This is a genomic window from Pirellulales bacterium (assembly GCA_036499395.1).
Classification (GTDB): domain Bacteria; phylum Planctomycetota; class Planctomycetia; order Pirellulales; family JACPPG01; genus JACPPG01.
The window spans coordinates 178,099-192,252 of sequence record DASYDW010000068.1; the positions used below are offsets into that span (position 1 = coordinate 178,099).

Annotated in this window: 13 protein-coding genes; 7 read left to right on the forward strand and 6 right to left on the reverse strand. The window is 60.8% G+C overall.

The annotated features are described in order from the left end of the window. Window positions 1–18: 18 nt before the first annotated feature. Both rnc and VGN12_13400 read left to right on the forward strand, forming a co-directional pair. Window positions 19–753, forward strand: a complete 735-nt coding sequence (gene rnc / locus VGN12_13395; protein HEY4310441.1) for a ribonuclease III — start codon at window positions 19–21, stop codon at window positions 751–753. A gap of 27 nt (window positions 754–780) precedes the next feature. After that, window positions 781–1,761 carry an asparagine synthase-related protein gene (locus VGN12_13400; protein HEY4310442.1) on the forward strand — a complete coding sequence of 327 codons (981 nt, stop codon included), beginning with the start codon at window positions 781–783 and terminating at the stop codon, window positions 1,759–1,761. Between the two features lie 721 nt (window positions 1,762–2,482). Here VGN12_13400 and VGN12_13405 read toward each other — a convergent pair. Continuing rightward, window positions 2,483–3,745 (reverse strand): aminotransferase class I/II-fold pyridoxal phosphate-dependent enzyme, encoded by a 1,263-nt coding sequence (locus VGN12_13405; GenBank protein HEY4310443.1) that lies wholly within the window; start codon window positions 3,743–3,745, stop codon window positions 2,483–2,485. Window positions 3,746–3,803: 58 nt separating this feature from the next. Next, the gene (locus VGN12_13410) at window positions 3,804–4,547 is read right to left on the reverse strand and encodes a hypothetical protein (protein ID HEY4310444.1); all 744 of its coding nucleotides are present in this window, start codon (window positions 4,545–4,547) and stop codon (window positions 3,804–3,806) included. Window positions 4,548–4,664: 117 nt separating this feature from the next. Between VGN12_13410 and VGN12_13415 the strand changes: the two genes are divergently transcribed. Both VGN12_13415 and VGN12_13420 read left to right on the forward strand, forming a co-directional pair. Further along, the gene (locus VGN12_13415) at window positions 4,665–5,279 is read left to right on the forward strand and encodes a methylated-DNA--[protein]-cysteine S-methyltransferase (GenBank protein HEY4310445.1); all 615 of its coding nucleotides are present in this window, start codon (window positions 4,665–4,667) and stop codon (window positions 5,277–5,279) included. A 258-nt stretch (window positions 5,280–5,537) separates the two neighbouring features. Next, complete coding sequence (locus tag VGN12_13420) at window positions 5,538–5,771, forward strand: hypothetical protein (GenBank protein HEY4310446.1); 234 nt, start codon at window positions 5,538–5,540, stop codon at window positions 5,769–5,771. A gap of 108 nt (window positions 5,772–5,879) precedes the next feature. On the opposite strand, the gene lexA is transcribed toward VGN12_13420, so the two are convergent. The 3 genes from lexA to proB all read right to left on the reverse strand — a co-directional run bounded on the left by lexA (window position 5,880) and on the right by proB (window position 9,911). Continuing rightward, entirely contained in the window at window positions 5,880–6,485 is a 606-nt protein-coding gene (lexA, locus tag VGN12_13425) for a transcriptional repressor LexA (protein HEY4310447.1), read from the reverse strand. A gap of 222 nt (window positions 6,486–6,707) precedes the next feature. Then, a complete protein-coding gene (gene nagB / locus VGN12_13430) occupies window positions 6,708–8,606 on the reverse strand; it encodes a glucosamine-6-phosphate deaminase (GenBank protein HEY4310448.1) in 1,899 nt (632 codons plus the stop codon). A gap of 150 nt (window positions 8,607–8,756) precedes the next feature. Then, window positions 8,757–9,911 carry a glutamate 5-kinase gene (gene proB / locus VGN12_13435; GenBank protein HEY4310449.1) on the reverse strand — a complete coding sequence of 385 codons (1,155 nt, stop codon included), beginning with the start codon at window positions 9,909–9,911 and terminating at the stop codon, window positions 8,757–8,759. 269 nt (window positions 9,912–10,180) lie between these two features. Between proB and VGN12_13440 the strand changes: the two genes are divergently transcribed. Continuing rightward, window positions 10,181–11,254 (forward strand): sialidase family protein, encoded by a 1,074-nt coding sequence (locus tag VGN12_13440; GenBank protein ID HEY4310450.1) that lies wholly within the window; start codon window positions 10,181–10,183, stop codon window positions 11,252–11,254. 29 nt (window positions 11,255–11,283) lie between these two features. Here the strand turns inward: VGN12_13440 and VGN12_13445 are convergent, their stop codons facing one another. Beyond that, window positions 11,284–12,045 (reverse strand): carbohydrate-binding family 9-like protein, encoded by a 762-nt coding sequence (locus VGN12_13445; GenBank protein ID HEY4310451.1) that lies wholly within the window; start codon window positions 12,043–12,045, stop codon window positions 11,284–11,286. 306 nt (window positions 12,046–12,351) lie between these two features. Between VGN12_13445 and VGN12_13450 the strand changes: the two genes are divergently transcribed. Together VGN12_13450 and VGN12_13455 are read left to right on the forward strand one after the other, a co-directional pair. Further along, window positions 12,352–12,831 (forward strand): hypothetical protein, encoded by a 480-nt coding sequence (locus VGN12_13450; GenBank protein ID HEY4310452.1) that lies wholly within the window; start codon window positions 12,352–12,354, stop codon window positions 12,829–12,831. A gap of 190 nt (window positions 12,832–13,021) precedes the next feature. Continuing rightward, entirely contained in the window at window positions 13,022–14,098 is a 1,077-nt protein-coding gene (locus VGN12_13455) for a hypothetical protein (protein HEY4310453.1), read from the forward strand. The last annotated feature ends 56 nt before the right edge of the window (window positions 14,099–14,154 follow it).

Sequence of the window (14,154 nt, forward strand, 5' to 3'; positions counted from 1 at the left end):
CGCTGTTTTCTCAGCCGCATGAGCGACATCGTTGAAACGGACCGAACGCAGATCGAAGCCAAGCTAGAGCGTTGCCAAGAACGAATTAATTATCGTTTTAACAACCTCTCGCTGCTGCTTTCGTCGGTGACGCACGCCTCGGGAGCACAACATCGGCTGGCCTCGAACGAGCGATTAGAGTTTCTCGGCGACGCCATTCTGGGCTTCATCACGTGCGAGATCCTGTACCACAACTATCCTGAGCTTCTCGAAGGGGAATTGACCAAGATCAAGTCGGTGGTCGTTAGCCGGCAGACGTGCGCTAAGATCAGCGAAGGGTTGCGGCTCGATGAGTTTCTAATCTTGGGCAAGGGGATGACCTCGCACCCGACGGTTCCTTCGTCGTTGCTCTCGGACGTTTTCGAATCGCTGATCGCGGCGATCTATCTGGATGGCGGTGACCCCGCGGCGCGGACGTTTATCGAGACGCACTTGGGCCCCGAGATCGAGATGGCCGCCTCGGGCGAGAACGGTTGCAATTACAAGTCGCAACTGCAGCAATTCGCCCAGCGCGAATTCGGCAGCACGCCGACTTACCAGTTACTCGACGAGAAGGGGCCGGATCACAGCAAGTGCTTCAAGATTTCGGCCCAGATTGGCCGCGATCGATATCAGCCGGCCTGGGGACGCAACAAAAAAGAGGCCGAGCAACGCGCAGCACGGAATGCCCTGAGCGAGATCAAAGGGGACGAGATTCCCTTTCCGTCTGATTGATCGTCGCGATTTCTCGAGGAGTTCTTGATGACGGTGCGCGCCGTGGCTCTGCTTTCCGGCGGACTCGACAGCATGTTGGCGATTCGCCTCCTGCAGGAACAAGGGGTGGAAGTCGAGGCCCTCAACTTTCGCACGACGTTTACCTGTTGCCAGGACCAGGCCGCGGAAGCGGCCGCGGAATTGGGCGTCCGGCTGTCCGTGGTTGCCGAGCAGGACGACTATCTGGAAATTGTACGCAAGCCTCGCCATGGTTATGGCCGGGGCGCGAACCCGTGCATCGATTGCCGGATTTACATGTTTCGGCTCGCCGGCCAGTGGATGCGCGAGACGGGGGCCGCGATGGTGATCAGCGGCGAAGTCGTTGGTCAGCGGATGATGAGTCAGAAGAAACGCGATCTGGCGCTGGTTGCCCACCGCGCGAGGCTCGACGATCGATTGTTGCGACCGCTGTCGGCAAAGCTGCTGCCAGTGACGACGCCGGAACGCGAAAAACTTGTCGATCGTGAAAAGCTGTACGGCTTTTCCGGCCGTGGACGTGGGCCGTTGATCGCACTGGCACGCGAACTGGGTCTGAAACGGATTCCTCAGCCATCGAATGGCTGCGCCCTGACTGAGCCCGGTTTTGCGGCGAAAGTTCACGACCTTTTGGGAAGCGATCCGGCCGCAGACCGCTGGCAATTCGAGCTATTGAAGATCGGGCGTCACGTGCGCTTCGACGGTACTACGAAAGTGGTGTTAGGACGCCGCGCCGAAGAGAACGAGCAGTTAATTCATCAGTACGAGCGATACACGTCGCCGCGCGGGCAGGCGATTGCTCTTTTGACACCCGATGATTTTCTGGGGCCGAGCGCTTTGGTTGTCGGCCATGTGACCGAACCAACGCTGGATTTTGCCGGCGGCCAGATATTGAAACACTCGCGGCTCGTTGATGGTGCCGACCCGAGCATCGTGGTGCGGAGCCAGGCCGGGCGGATGCTGCGAAGGATCGGCGCGACGGTCTCGGGCTAAGCGTGAGACCATCGAGGCGAGAACGAGAAGAATTAAAATAGAAACGCCCGGCAGGTGCCGGGCGCCTCTTTCTCGTTGTTTCATGCCGCGAATCTTCACGCATGTCGGTCGTACGACCGACTCGCGCTACTTCTTCTTGGCCTTTTTCTTGGCCGCTTTCTTAGCGGTCTTCTTCTTGGCTGCCTTCTTTTTGGCCACCAGAAGTCCTCCTTAAGGAGTGAGTTGGCGAGTTCTTTATCCGGCCGCCGGGCTGGGGTGGCACCGAAACTACAACTCGCCGCGAAACAAAGGAAAACACAATAAACCGGACCCTTGGCAGGGACGCGGCTAATCGTCGAATGGATATCTCTTCTCTCGCACGCAGCTACTTAGGCGTTCTGCGTGTCGAGCTACTTCAGCATTTTCTTTTGTTGATCTGCAAGGCCCTTCGCGATCGGCAAGTGATGTCTTAATGATCGAATGAACAGCTTGCTCTCGCTAATCCTACGGAGTTAGGGGAATGTGTGCAAGACTTTTTTTGCGCGCGCTCGTGATGATCGCGCTTCATCATGCAAGATCGCTCGCGCAACAATCGCGCGAGTTCGCGAGTCGAGAGCGCGTCGGCGCGTTCATCGTCGATGTGTGATCTACTCTTGAGCAATGCCGTGTGCGCTGGGTATCACGTCGCGCGCACGAGCGTTGCGCAGGATGGTTATCGCAAGAACGATCGCACCAAAACGTTTCAGATGACGTATGGTTTCCGCAACACGAACTGCGGATTGTTCGCGGCGTATTTGCGTGCGGCGTCGGTGCGCGTGATCGCGTCACGAAAGAATGCGACGGCCTGCAGCATGACCTCGGGTGTTTCGGCGCAGCTAAAACGCAGGAAGCCGGCGCCGGCGCTACCGAAGCATTCGCCGCCAAGACAGGCCACGCCGACGTGCTCGTCGGCTCCTTCGAGCAGGAACATGGCCAGGCCATGCGACGTCAGTCCCAGCCGATTGCAGATCGCGCTGACGTCCGGAAAAACGTAAAAGGTGCCGTCCGGAGTTTCGCAACGGACCTCGGGTATCGCGGCCAGTCCATCGGCGAGCGTCCGCACTTGTTCGGCGAAACGCTGCATATTCTGATCGCGCTCCCCGTTATCGTTTTCCAGGGCCGCCGCGCCCGCCAATTGCACCAGCGGCGGAACGCAGGAGAGGGTCGTGTTAAGCAGGGTTGCCAATCGCTCGATGATCGTCGTGCTGCTGACGGCAAAGCCCAGCCGGTAGCCGCTCATGCTGTACGACTTACTGAACGTGTAGGCGGCCACGCATTGTTCCAGCATGCCGGGCTCAACCAGCGGCGTCCGATGGCGACCACGCCACACCATCTGGTCGTAGGGCTCGTCACTGAATAGCGCCACATTGCGGCCACGAATCAGGTCGGCCAGGCCGCGCAGGTCTTCAGCCGTGGCTACGCCGCCGGTGGGATTGTGGGGGCTGTTAAGGAAGATCGCCTTCGGGTGTGGATCGTTCTGCAAGAAGCGCTCGATCTCGTCCATCCGTGGACGGAAGCGATTCGACGAAAGTAAGTCGGAAAACCAGACCCGCGCACCACGCCGTGCGATGTTCGGCAGATACGTCGGAAAGTAGGGACTAAAGACCAGAACACCATCGCCTGGATCCAAGAATGCTTCGCAAAAGAGTTGCTCGAAGATTTTGGCGCCCGAGCCGATGATTACGTTCTCGGCGGCGACATCGACGCCGTGCTCCTGGCGCATGTAGCCGGCGGCCGCGGCACGCAGCTCGTTTAGCCCGATCGATGGGGCGTAATGCGATTGATCGGCCTGGATCGCTTCGATGGCGACACGTTTGGCCGAGCGCGTGGCAGGGAAGGGGCTATCGCCGATTTCCAGTTCGATGACGCGCTTGCCGGCCGCCTTAAGACGGCGTGCCACGGCTAGGACGCTGAAGGCCGATTCGATTCCAACGCCGCCGGAGAATTCGCTGAAGCTGACAGGCATGGTGTCCCGGGAAGGCGTTCGAGGAGGGCGGCGCTACGCGATGGCGTTGCTGTGCGATCTACTTCAAGGCAATTGTACGCGCCAGCGGGCGCAGCACATTGTCGATGACGTAATTGTCTACCATGTCGCGGCAGATTTTTACCAATTCCGCGAGTGCCGTCACGTAGGTCACGCCAGGGTTGAGGCTGCCGTATTGCCGCGCGGTCAGGTAAACGGTCAATTGGTCTTCGGGATACTCACCGGTACGCACCTGGTAGGCATTCGTCCGCGTCTCGATACTGATGCGGCACTGCACGCGGCATTCCTCGTCCAGGGCCAGCGTGAAGGAGGGCTCGAAATTGATCGGCGTCGCGCCTGGGATCTCGCCAAATCGCTCGAAGGCTGAGTTGAGCCCCAGCGCCTCGGCGACCAGCAGATTTTGATTGCCCCGATAGGTAAAGTCGAAGCCGAAAAGCAGGTCGAGCGCTTCGCAATCAAGCGGGCTGACCGACAACATGTAAGGAGCCAATTCCAGCACCAACTCGTGCTGGGCCAGCACTTCCTCGACCGTCGTGGGGTTCACCTGGCCCGAACAAAGCCGGCGGGCTTCGACGGTACACCAGCGGTAACGGCCTCCGTCCTTATCCTCCTCGAGGACAAAATCTCCCTTATCCCGGCAGTAGAAATTGCGCATCGTCGGATACTTCTTCTGGATGCGCTCGAAGTAATGCAGAATCGTCTCGCGATTGTTCGGGAGTTCCATCTCCGTGCTGAGATTCATGTTGACGTAGAAGTCGTCGCACAGCGAGCTGTATCGATTCATGCAGGAAACGCCCTTCGAAGTTGACATCCAGCAGCGACTACGAGGTGGCAGGCAATGGTTTTGCCCGCCAGTGGCAGTATAAAATGCCTCGGTTTGGACTGTCAAAGGAGGTGTCGTATGAGCCGTGTGGGGCGTCGAAATGGCCGTGTCAAACGAAAACCCACGACCCAGCGAGCACGAACCGTCGTTGACGCGCCCCCCGCGACAGTGAATGTCTTTCCCAGTTCTTTAGGGTGGATTGCTGTCGTTACGCGCGGCGAGACGGTTGAGCAATTGGTGTTCGGCTTTGCCTCGCCGGACGAGGCCGTTCGAGCCATTGATGAGGCCGAGGTCGGAACCGCGCGCGGTACGGCTTGGAGTCGCCGACTCGCCGCGCGCTTGCAAGCCTATGCCGACGGTGGCGGCGATGATTTTCGCGATGTGAAGGTGCTTGAGGAGAGTTGGACTCCCTTTCAGCAGGATGTTTTGAAGGCCTGTCGGCGAATTCCCTACGGTCGCACGCTCGGTTATTCGGAACTGGCGGATGCCGCCGGCTATCCAAGAGCAGCCCGCGCCGTGGGCAACGTGATGGCGAACAATTGTCTGCCGTTGATCGTGCCGTGCCATCGAGTGCTGGCCGCCGGTGGACGCCTGGGGGGCTACTCGAATCGACTCGGCCTGGCGATGAAAAAGCGGTTGTTGGCCCTCGAAGCAACGAACCCAGGTCCGAAGCGCCGAGCAACGCGTCATTGATCGTGATGCCGGTGATCGTGACACCAGTGATCGATGTCGTGGTCAAAGTTCGACCAACACGGGTCGGATTACGATCAATTTGGCCTATCGGAACTGGCCGGAATCGTGGATATACCGGGCTGGAAATGGACGGCCGATTCGGTAAAGATAACGTAGGCTTTACTGCTCGCAGAGTGATCAGCCCGCGCCGTAGGGGTCCTGCCTGCCAATGCGCCACCAGCCACAATTGTGGCTGGTGTCCCGCCGGAGTTTTGTTCGATGATCTTCGCCCAGAAATGGCTTGTGGAACGTCGTGAAGACGGGGTGGTGTTGGTGCGCGTACCTTCGACGGGCACCTACGGCGGCGACCTGCCGGACGCGGTATTCTCGTTCCGCGCCGGGGATCCGCAGTACGACTTCTGGCAGCGACAATTGCGGGCTCGTGAAGAGTCACGCTCGGGCGAAGGGGCACTCGCCGGAGAAGAGTCGCACGCGGCCGACCTTGTCAGCTAAGGCCGGCAAGCGTCAATCGAAAAGACGCCGCGCCCGATTGGTAATCTGTCGTTTTCGCCGGCTAACTGTCTTTGTCGGCCATCTGGCTTTGCTAGCCAATTCTCACGGCTAGCCGACTTTCCGCACGACGCCCACGACGACACCCAGGACGCGGGCGTTTTTCACGTAGATCGGTTCCATCGAGGAATTCGCCGGCTCCAAGCGGATGCGGTTGGCCTCGGGGAACCAGCGCTTGAGCGTGGCTTCGTTTTCGTCGGTCAAGGCGACCACGATTTGGCCCCGCTGTGCGGTGTCTTGCTTGCGGATGACGACGTAATCGCCGTCGGCGATCTGGTCCTCGATCATCGAATCGCCGCGAACCTCGAGCACGTACTGGTCATCGGCGCCGAACATCTGGCTGAAATCGATGCGCTCGTCCTGGGAAACGGCCTCTTGCAAATGACCGGCCGCGATACGGCCTGCCAAGGGGAGCCCGCCACCTCCTTCGGGCGTTTCCGTGGCCAGCATGATCGCCCGCGACATGTTGGGCTCGCGATGGATCAGCCCCTTCTTTTCCAGTGCCTTGAGATGGCACATGACGCCGTTGGGGGAGCTGATTTCGAAATGGGTGCCGATCTCGCGCACCGTCGGCCCGTAGCCGCGATGCCGGATTTTCTCGCGAATGAACTGGTAGACCTCGCGTTGACGTTTTGTCAGCCGTTCCAGATCTGCCATGGCCGCTGGGTCTCGCCGTATGAGGTAGAAAGTCGATCGCGATACTCTGGAAATATAATATACGTGTGTACACAGTCAATAGCATCTGTACACATCGGCCCGCCGAACCAGCAGACTTGAATGGGATTCGGCGAGGACAAAGAGCGCGGAATGCCCGTCGTTTACGACCGGAGGCCCGAGGCCAGTGCCCATTGCGATGCTGGCGCCGTCGGCGAGGCCTGGCTAGATCGGCTCGCCGGTCCAGCGGACGAAGCCTTCCAGGGCGTAGAACTCGGGCAGGCCGAGTTGGTTGTAGACGTCGGCCGTGTGCCGATTACGGTCCTCGGCCCGCTGCCAAAACTCGCGCGCGTCCGGGCCTGGGAAAAGCGCCGAGTCCTTTTGCGACTCATGGCGAAAGATGGCGGCCTTTTTCTGCTTCAAGTCGCGCGGGCTCAAGGGGACCGCCAGGTCGATCTCGTGCGGCGGCCACTCTTGCCATGCGCCGCGATAGAGCAGGGCTTCGGGCCGGCTGCCGGTATCCGCTTCGATCTGTTTCAGCGTGCGAATGATCGCCTCGGCACAAACGCGATGGGTGCCGTGCGGATCGGATAGGTCGCCCGCGATGTAGACCTGGTCTGGCTTCACCCGATCGAGCAATTCGCGAATCAGCCGCACGTCTTCGTCTCCGACCGGATTCTTAGCGATCGTGCCGGTGCGGTAGAAGGGAAGGTCGAGGAAGTGTAGATGTTCCTCGCGGCAGCCGCACACGAGTGCGCCTGCCTTGGCTTCGCTCCAGCGAATCAGCGCCTTGATACGCAGCACGGCGTCGATATCGGGCTCGCCAGGGGCCTTGGCGGCCAGAGCCTGATTAACCTGGGATTCAACCTCTTGCGAACGATCGACGTCGATGCCGAAGCGACGATTGAACTCAACGACCAGGTCGGCAATCCGCTGCGCGTCGTGATCGAAGACGGCGATGTTGCCGCTGGTCATGTAAGCGACATGGACCTCATGATGGTCCTCGACCAGGCGGATCAGCGTGCCCCCCATGCTGATCACGTCGTCGTCTGGATGCGGGCTGAAGCAAATCACTCGCTTCGTTTCGCGGCCCGCTGGATGGTATTCGATCGTATCCATCATCCAGCGGAAAACGCGGTGCGAAAGGCTCGGCGCAGGTCCGTGATGTCGCAGCAAGCGGTGCAGGTTGTAGTCGCGATAATCCTGATCATCGAGCTTCAAAAGCGCCTTGCCAGTCTGTTGCGACAGCCACAGCACGGCCCGCTTGATCATCATGTCGGTCCATTCCACCGGACCGAGCAGCCAAGGAGTGGCAACCCCGGTGAGTTGGCCGGCCGCGGCATCGTCGACAAGGATCGTGGCGTCGGCATGATCTCGCAGCAGGCTAGCCGGCACGCGATCCGTCAGCGGCCCTTCGACCGCTTCGCGAATGATCGTGGCTTTGTGCTCGCCGAGCGCCACGAGCACAATCTTGCGAGCCTCGAGAATGGTGCCCAAACCCATCGTCAGGGCCTGGGTGGGAACGTTCTCTTCGCTGAAGAAATCGCTGGCGGCGTCTTTGCGCGTGATCGGGTCGAGCGTGGCCAGCCGGGTGCGGCTGTTGCGCAGGCTGAATGGCTCGTTGAAGCCGATGTGTCCGTTGCGGCCGATGCCCAATAGTTGAACGTCGATGCCGCCGGCGCGCTCGATCGCGGCTTCGTAGCGGCGGCAGAAGTCGTCCACGTCATCCAGCGCGACAGTTCCATCAGGAATGTGGACGTTTTCCGGGGCGATGTTGACGTGCCTTAGAAAATGATCGTGCATCCAGCGGTGATAGCTCTGCAACTGGTCCGGTTGAATGCCGAAATATTCGTCCAAGTTGAAGGTGACCACGCCCGAGAAATCGAGTCCCTCTTCCTGGTGCAGGCGGATCAGCTCGCGGTAAATCCCCAGCGGTGTCGAACCGGTCGGCAACCCGAGGACTGCCATTTGACCGAATGAATTTCGTTCGCGAATCACGCCGGCGATTGTATGCGCGACATGCCGTGCTAGTTCGCGGTTCGAGTCGAAGATGTAGCAGGGGGTTTGCGCGCCCGGTACGCGGCGGGCGGCCGGTGCAGCAGTGAAGGGGAGGGTAGTTGCCATCGACAGCGAGCAGAATTGAGTGAAGGTAATCCGGAGGTGGGCAAGTTTCCCAAAGTCGCGGAACTGAACCATTCAGTATGCCCAAAATCCGGCGATTCGGATACCGCAATCCGCGCCACGGGGCGACGGGAAAGCGATGAGAAGCAGCACTTATTCCGGCGTGGCCAGCGTGGTCACAGCCATGTTGTCCCGGTGGATCACCTCTTCGTAAGGGCAATGCCCTAACGCCGAAGCAATGGCGTCGGTTTTCAAGCCCTTGATGCGCGATACCTCTTCTGCGGGGTAATTAATCAGACCCCGCGCGAACTCGCTACCGGTCCGGTCGCGCAACGAGACAACGTCCCCTTTTTTGAAATTGCCCGTCGCCTCGACGATGCCGATCGCCAATAGGCTGCGCCCTTGACGTTCGACCGCGCGGCGGGCGCCGTCGTCGAGCACCAGGTGCCCGCGCGGTTGGGCCGTGAAGCCGATCCATCGCTTGCGCGAGGTAATGACGTTTCCTTGCGCAACGACCAACGTACCCACGGGCTCGCCGGCCACGATTTTCAACAGGTTGCCGGGCTGGCGACCATTGGCGATGACGACATTCTCGCCCGACACCGTGGCCATGCGCGCGGCGGCCAGCTTGCTGGCCATGCCCCCTTTGCTGAGCCCCGTCTTGATGTCGCGCACCAGGGCCATTACGGATTCGTCAAGCCGGGTCACGGTTGAGACGAGTTTCGCCCCTGGGGCGCGCGGGTCGCCATCGTAAAGCCCGTCAACGTCAGAGAGCAGCACGAGCAAGGGCGCGCGGATCAGGTTGGTGACCATGGCGGCCAGCCGATCGTTGTCGCCGAAGGTGGTCTGCAGTTCCTCGACGCTGACAGTGTCGTTTTCGTTGATGATCGGCACGGCGCCGAGTTCGAAAAGCGTGAAGATCGTATTGCGAACGTTCAGGTAACGCGTGCGATCGTCGAGGTCATTGGCCGTCAGCAGAATCTGCGCGGCATGTCGTCCGAAGGCGCGAAGTGAGCGGTCGTAGACCTGGACGAGATAGCTTTGCCCCATCGCGGCCACGGCCTGCAGTTGGGCCAGGTCGCGGGGGCGAGTTTTCATGCCAAGGCGGCCCATTCCGGCGCCGACCGCACCCGAGCTGACGACCGCCACTTTGCGCCCACCGGCCATCAGTTGATGGATCTCCTCGGCAAGGGCCGCGATTCGCGCCTCGTCGAGCGTGCCCTCGGGGGTCGTTAGCACGCGGGTGCCGACCTTGACGACCACGATGTCGGCCGCCGTGGCGATTTCCTGCCGCAGTAGGTCGGTCATGCTAGTACGGGAGTGAGTTCTATGGCGTGGCGAAAGCGTGACCCGGAATCGTCTTAAGATAGCGATTCACCGGCGAATCGCACAGGTTACTCGTTCCGGCTGGCGAATGCCGAGCTACTTCTCGCCTTGATGGCCGGCGTCCTGAGGGCACTGCCGACCCGGCCGGCGCGCGATTACAATTGCAGGGCCGCTCGTGTCGCGACCACTGGTTCGTGATTGGCCGGCACGCCTGCAATCCTTCCCTGAATTCTCTGCGAGAGCCCTACCTCATGACGATTCCTCGCCGCTTGATGTTCGCCCTGGCCGGTACTTTGCTTGCCCTTACGACGCCGGCGATTGCTGCCGAAAACGATATTTCGATCGAACGAGTGATCGGCACCGAGTTTCCCGGCAAGTACAAGCATCCGGCTACGATCGAGGAACTGGCCAATGGCGATCTTTACATTGCCTATTATGGCGGTGATGGGGAGTACGCCGAGCAGACGGCCTGCTACGGCATGCGGCGCAAGAAGGGGGAAACCAAATGGTCCTCGCCCGAGGTTATCGCCGACACGCCGTTTCATTCCGACGGTAACGCTGTGGTCTGGCAAGCTCCTGATGGGCTTGTGTGGCTGTTCTATGTCTGCCGATTCGGCGACACCTGGAGCACGTCGCGCATCAAGGGGAAAATCTCGCGCGACGGTGCGCACACGTGGAGTGACTCGTTCATGGTCGCGCTGGAAGAGGGGATGATGGTGCGCGGCCGACCGATCGTGCTGGCCGACGGTGATTACCTGTTGCCGATTTATCACGAGACTGGCTTCGACCAGGAGAAGGTCGGCGAGGATAGCGTGTCGTTGTTCCTGAGATTCGATCCAAAGACGAAGAAATGGAGCGAAAGCAGTCGCATTCACTCGCGGATGGGGAACATCCAACCGGCCGTGGCGCAGATTTCGGACAAGGATCTGATCGCTTATTGTCGTCGTGGCGGAAGTTACGCGCCGATTAAGGACGGGTTTGTCGTCCGTAGCGAATCGCACGACGGTGGGCGCACCTGGAGTGAAGGGCAAGACTCGCAATTTCCCAATCCCAACGCCGCCGTGGACTTTCTACGGCTGCAGAATGGCCATTTGCTGTTGGTCTTCAACGACAGCATGGACGACCGCACGCCGCTAACGGTCGCTATCTCGGCCGACAACGACAAAAGTTGGCCGCATCGCCGCAATATCGCGACGGGCAAGGATTCTTTCGGCTATCCGTACGTGATCCAAGGGAAGGATGGCAAGATTCATCTCGTCTATACGTCGCAGGCGCGTAGCGTGATCAATCATGCGACGTTCGACGAGAGCGCGATCTCGAAGTAGTCGCGCTGAAAGAGTCGTCGGTGTGGCGGCTACTCGCCGAATACCAGCGTGCCGAACTTCTCATACTCATGAAAACTGAGACCGACGCGCGCCCAGTCCCAACTGGTCTCGCGGTCGTTGTCATAGTCCATGCGGTAGAAGTTGGCGCGCCAGCGGGTGCCCGGTCGTGGCGGAACGTTGCCCAACGGTTCCAGCAGTTTGTAGGGGACGAAGATTTCTGCCGTCCAGCCGGTGACCTTGGCGCCCGAATCCTTGACGCCGCCCACGACGACCGTCTGCTTGCGTATCTTGCGATCCCCTTCGTAATGCCAGGGGCGCCAGCCAAGGAACTTCCCTTCGACGTTGGGAATTAGAATTGGCAACTCGTATCCCAGTGGCGAGATTTCGTACTCGAAATAAATCGATTGCCGCTCGTCGGGCCAGAGGAAGAATTCAAAGCAGTCCTCGTTCCAAAGGTCGAGGAAATCTTCCTTCATCGTCGTGGTCAGCTTCGTGTCCGTTCCGTCCATCAGTACGTACAGGCCGGTTGCTGAGTACAGCACTTTGAATCGCGACTGATAGTCGGCGCCGGCCTTGCCTCGCCGGGCGAGCGAGGTCCACTCGGTCTTTTTCCAGGCGGGCGCTTGGCCGTCGCCTGTCACTTCGAAATCTTCGGTACGGGGAACGCGCAGTTCAGGCATGGCGGGTGGTGCCTCATCAGAGCGGGCGGAACGATCAGGTCCGGCGATGTTAATGGCCAAGAGCATGGCCAAAAGGATTCCCGGCCTGCGGCGTCGAGCGAGCCATGTCATGGTCCATATCCCTTGATCGGTTAATTCTGGCTTGGCAGGTGCCCCGGTCGCGAGTTCTGTCGTGGAACAGACCGGGCGGCATCAACGTAGGCCGGCGATTTTCCCATGTCGAGGGGTGCCTGGACCAGCCGCGGGAAATGCGTTCGAAGGGGGCCATAAGCTGCTACAGGGCCAGCGGGGAAGCCGTTTGGCGGGCAGGTCGTGGGGTCTTAACACTTGTACCGGGCAGATGCCCCAATTAGCGTGGAGGTTGTGGCGCGGCTGCGTTGCGGTCGCCTCGAATGCAATGGTTGTAAGGAATCGGTCATGACGCTGCGTCGCCTGGCACCTGCCCTGGTTGTCTTAATTCTTGTTTGCAGCCACGCAGCGACGGCCGAGGCCCAATGGGGCGGTGGCGGTTTCGGCTTTGGAGGTGGATTCGGGATGGTGAACGGGGCTTACACGCTCGACCCGCCGCCGTACTTTTCGCTCTTTCCGCCGGTCTATTACAGCCACATCACACCGCGACCGTACGGGTTCAGCCCCTACGCTTACCCGGGGTTTATGCCGACGCCGGAGCGGATTCCGATTCCGTCGACGCGGTATGTTCCGCCTCGCCGGCAGTCCGTAGGTGGTGCGGCCCCGCGACCAGCGGTGGCGAAGGGACCGATCATCAAGAATCCCTTTGTGCTGCCGGAAGAGGAACGTCCGACGCGGTTGGCTGATGGCCGGCCAGTTCCGCAGACGGTCATCGTGAAGGAGTTTGCGGCCGCTAGCACGCCCCCGCAAATCGACCTGGACAGATAGCCGTAAATCGCTAATCTACCTGCCCGGTTAGCTTCGCAGCGACGCATTTCTCGGCGGCGCTGACCGCGCTTTCATTTCTTCGCCTGCTTCCCGAACCATTGGATCTCGTCGCCGCTTGTCGCGGTCGGCGCGCTGGCACGTTCGTTTCGTGTTCGCGATTGCATATCCGATGCTGGAAAGGAGTCACGCCATGCGTGGGTTGCGCGCATTGTGTTCAGCATTCGCGCTGGTCGCGATGGGCTGTCAATCGCCGCCGCCGGCCATGGACCCCTTCCTTCGCACGCGCGTACCGCCGCCGGCGACCGGCGATGTTGGTCCGCTGCCGGCGGGCGCTTATGGGAGCACGCCTCCTGTCGTAGGGGCACCGGGTGGTGCTTATACTCCGCCCGGCGGTTACGGTGGGCAGCTTACGCCCGTGGCTCAGCCACCGGGTTCCGCACCGCCTGCTGCCGCGGTGCCCGCAGCTCCTTATGGAGCGCAGCCCACTCCGACGTATCAGCAGCCCGCGCCAACTTATCAACAACCCACGCCGACTTATCAGCCACCTGCGGCGCCGATGTCTCCGCCGCCAGCCGGCGGACCACAGTATTCGCCACCCGGGGGCGGTTGGGCACCGACCAGTTCGACGAATGTCCCCGCGACGACCAGTATGTACAGCCGCGAGGCGATGCAGCGCGAATTACGCCCGCTGGGCGAAACGGCGCGTGCCGGAGTGCTGGGCAATGCCGCCACGGATGCTCCCCAGGACGAAGGCATCACGCCTGGCGAGCAGGGGCTCGATCCGGCGGACAAGTTGACGAAGACGCCGATGGCTGCCCCGTTGCAAGGTCCGCGCGACACGCGCGCCATCGAGCCGGTGTCGTATACCGTTCCGGAAGGCGCGCCAGCCCGCACAACGACCGGCGCTTATGCGTCACTTACTCCGGCCAACAATGTCACGCTTAGCAGGGTGCCTGCTGCGGCGGCGTCCGGCAGCGGCCCGGCCGACCGGGGCGCAACATACGGCTTTGATAGTAGCTACGCATGGCTCCAGGGACAGCTCGAGTACTCAGCGGCCACGAAGCAGTGGAAGGTCCGTTATGTGCCAATCAACGGGCCCACGGACCGTTACGGCGGCAGCGTCGTGCTGAGCTCGACCCCGGCTCTGGCGGGATTCAAGGCTGGCGATTTCGTTTCGGTAAAGGGACGCTTCGCCGGCACAACTCCGGCACCGAACTCGTACGCTCCGCTGTACCAGGTTAGCGCGGTGGATCGGTTGACCGATTAATTCCGCGATGCTCGTCGGTGGTCATGCCTGGTGTCCGAGGCCGCGGGCCGTGGCAT

Bases quoted from the DNA above. Each gene is read 5' to 3' on its own strand.
- VGN12_13410 (HEY4310444.1), bottom strand. From the start codon at position 4,547: ATGAATCGATACAGCTCGCTGTGCGACGACTTCTACGTCAACATGAAT.
- VGN12_13415 (HEY4310445.1), top strand. From the start codon at position 4,665: ATGAGCCGTGTGGGGCGTCGAAATGGCCGTGTCAAACGAAAACCCACG.
- nagB (HEY4310448.1), bottom strand. From the start codon at position 8,606: ATGGCAACTACCCTCCCCTTCACTGCTGCACCGGCCGCCCGCCGCGTA.
- proB (HEY4310449.1), bottom strand. From the start codon at position 9,911: ATGACCGACCTACTGCGGCAGGAAATCGCCACGGCGGCCGACATCGTG.
- VGN12_13400 (HEY4310442.1), top strand. From the start codon at position 781: ATGACGGTGCGCGCCGTGGCTCTGCTTTCCGGCGGACTCGACAGCATG.
- rnc (HEY4310441.1), top strand. From the start codon at position 19: ATGAGCGACATCGTTGAAACGGACCGAACGCAGATCGAAGCCAAGCTA.
- VGN12_13420 (HEY4310446.1), top strand. From the start codon at position 5,538: ATGATCTTCGCCCAGAAATGGCTTGTGGAACGTCGTGAAGACGGGGTG.
- VGN12_13440 (HEY4310450.1), top strand. From the start codon at position 10,181: ATGACGATTCCTCGCCGCTTGATGTTCGCCCTGGCCGGTACTTTGCTT.
- VGN12_13455 (HEY4310453.1), top strand. From the start codon at position 13,022: ATGCGTGGGTTGCGCGCATTGTGTTCAGCATTCGCGCTGGTCGCGATG.
- VGN12_13445 (HEY4310451.1), bottom strand. From the start codon at position 12,045: ATGACATGGCTCGCTCGACGCCGCAGGCCGGGAATCCTTTTGGCCATG.
- lexA (HEY4310447.1), bottom strand. From the start codon at position 6,485: ATGGCAGATCTGGAACGGCTGACAAAACGTCAACGCGAGGTCTACCAG.
- VGN12_13450 (HEY4310452.1), top strand. From the start codon at position 12,352: ATGACGCTGCGTCGCCTGGCACCTGCCCTGGTTGTCTTAATTCTTGTT.
- VGN12_13405 (HEY4310443.1), bottom strand. From the start codon at position 3,745: ATGCCTGTCAGCTTCAGCGAATTCTCCGGCGGCGTTGGAATCGAATCG.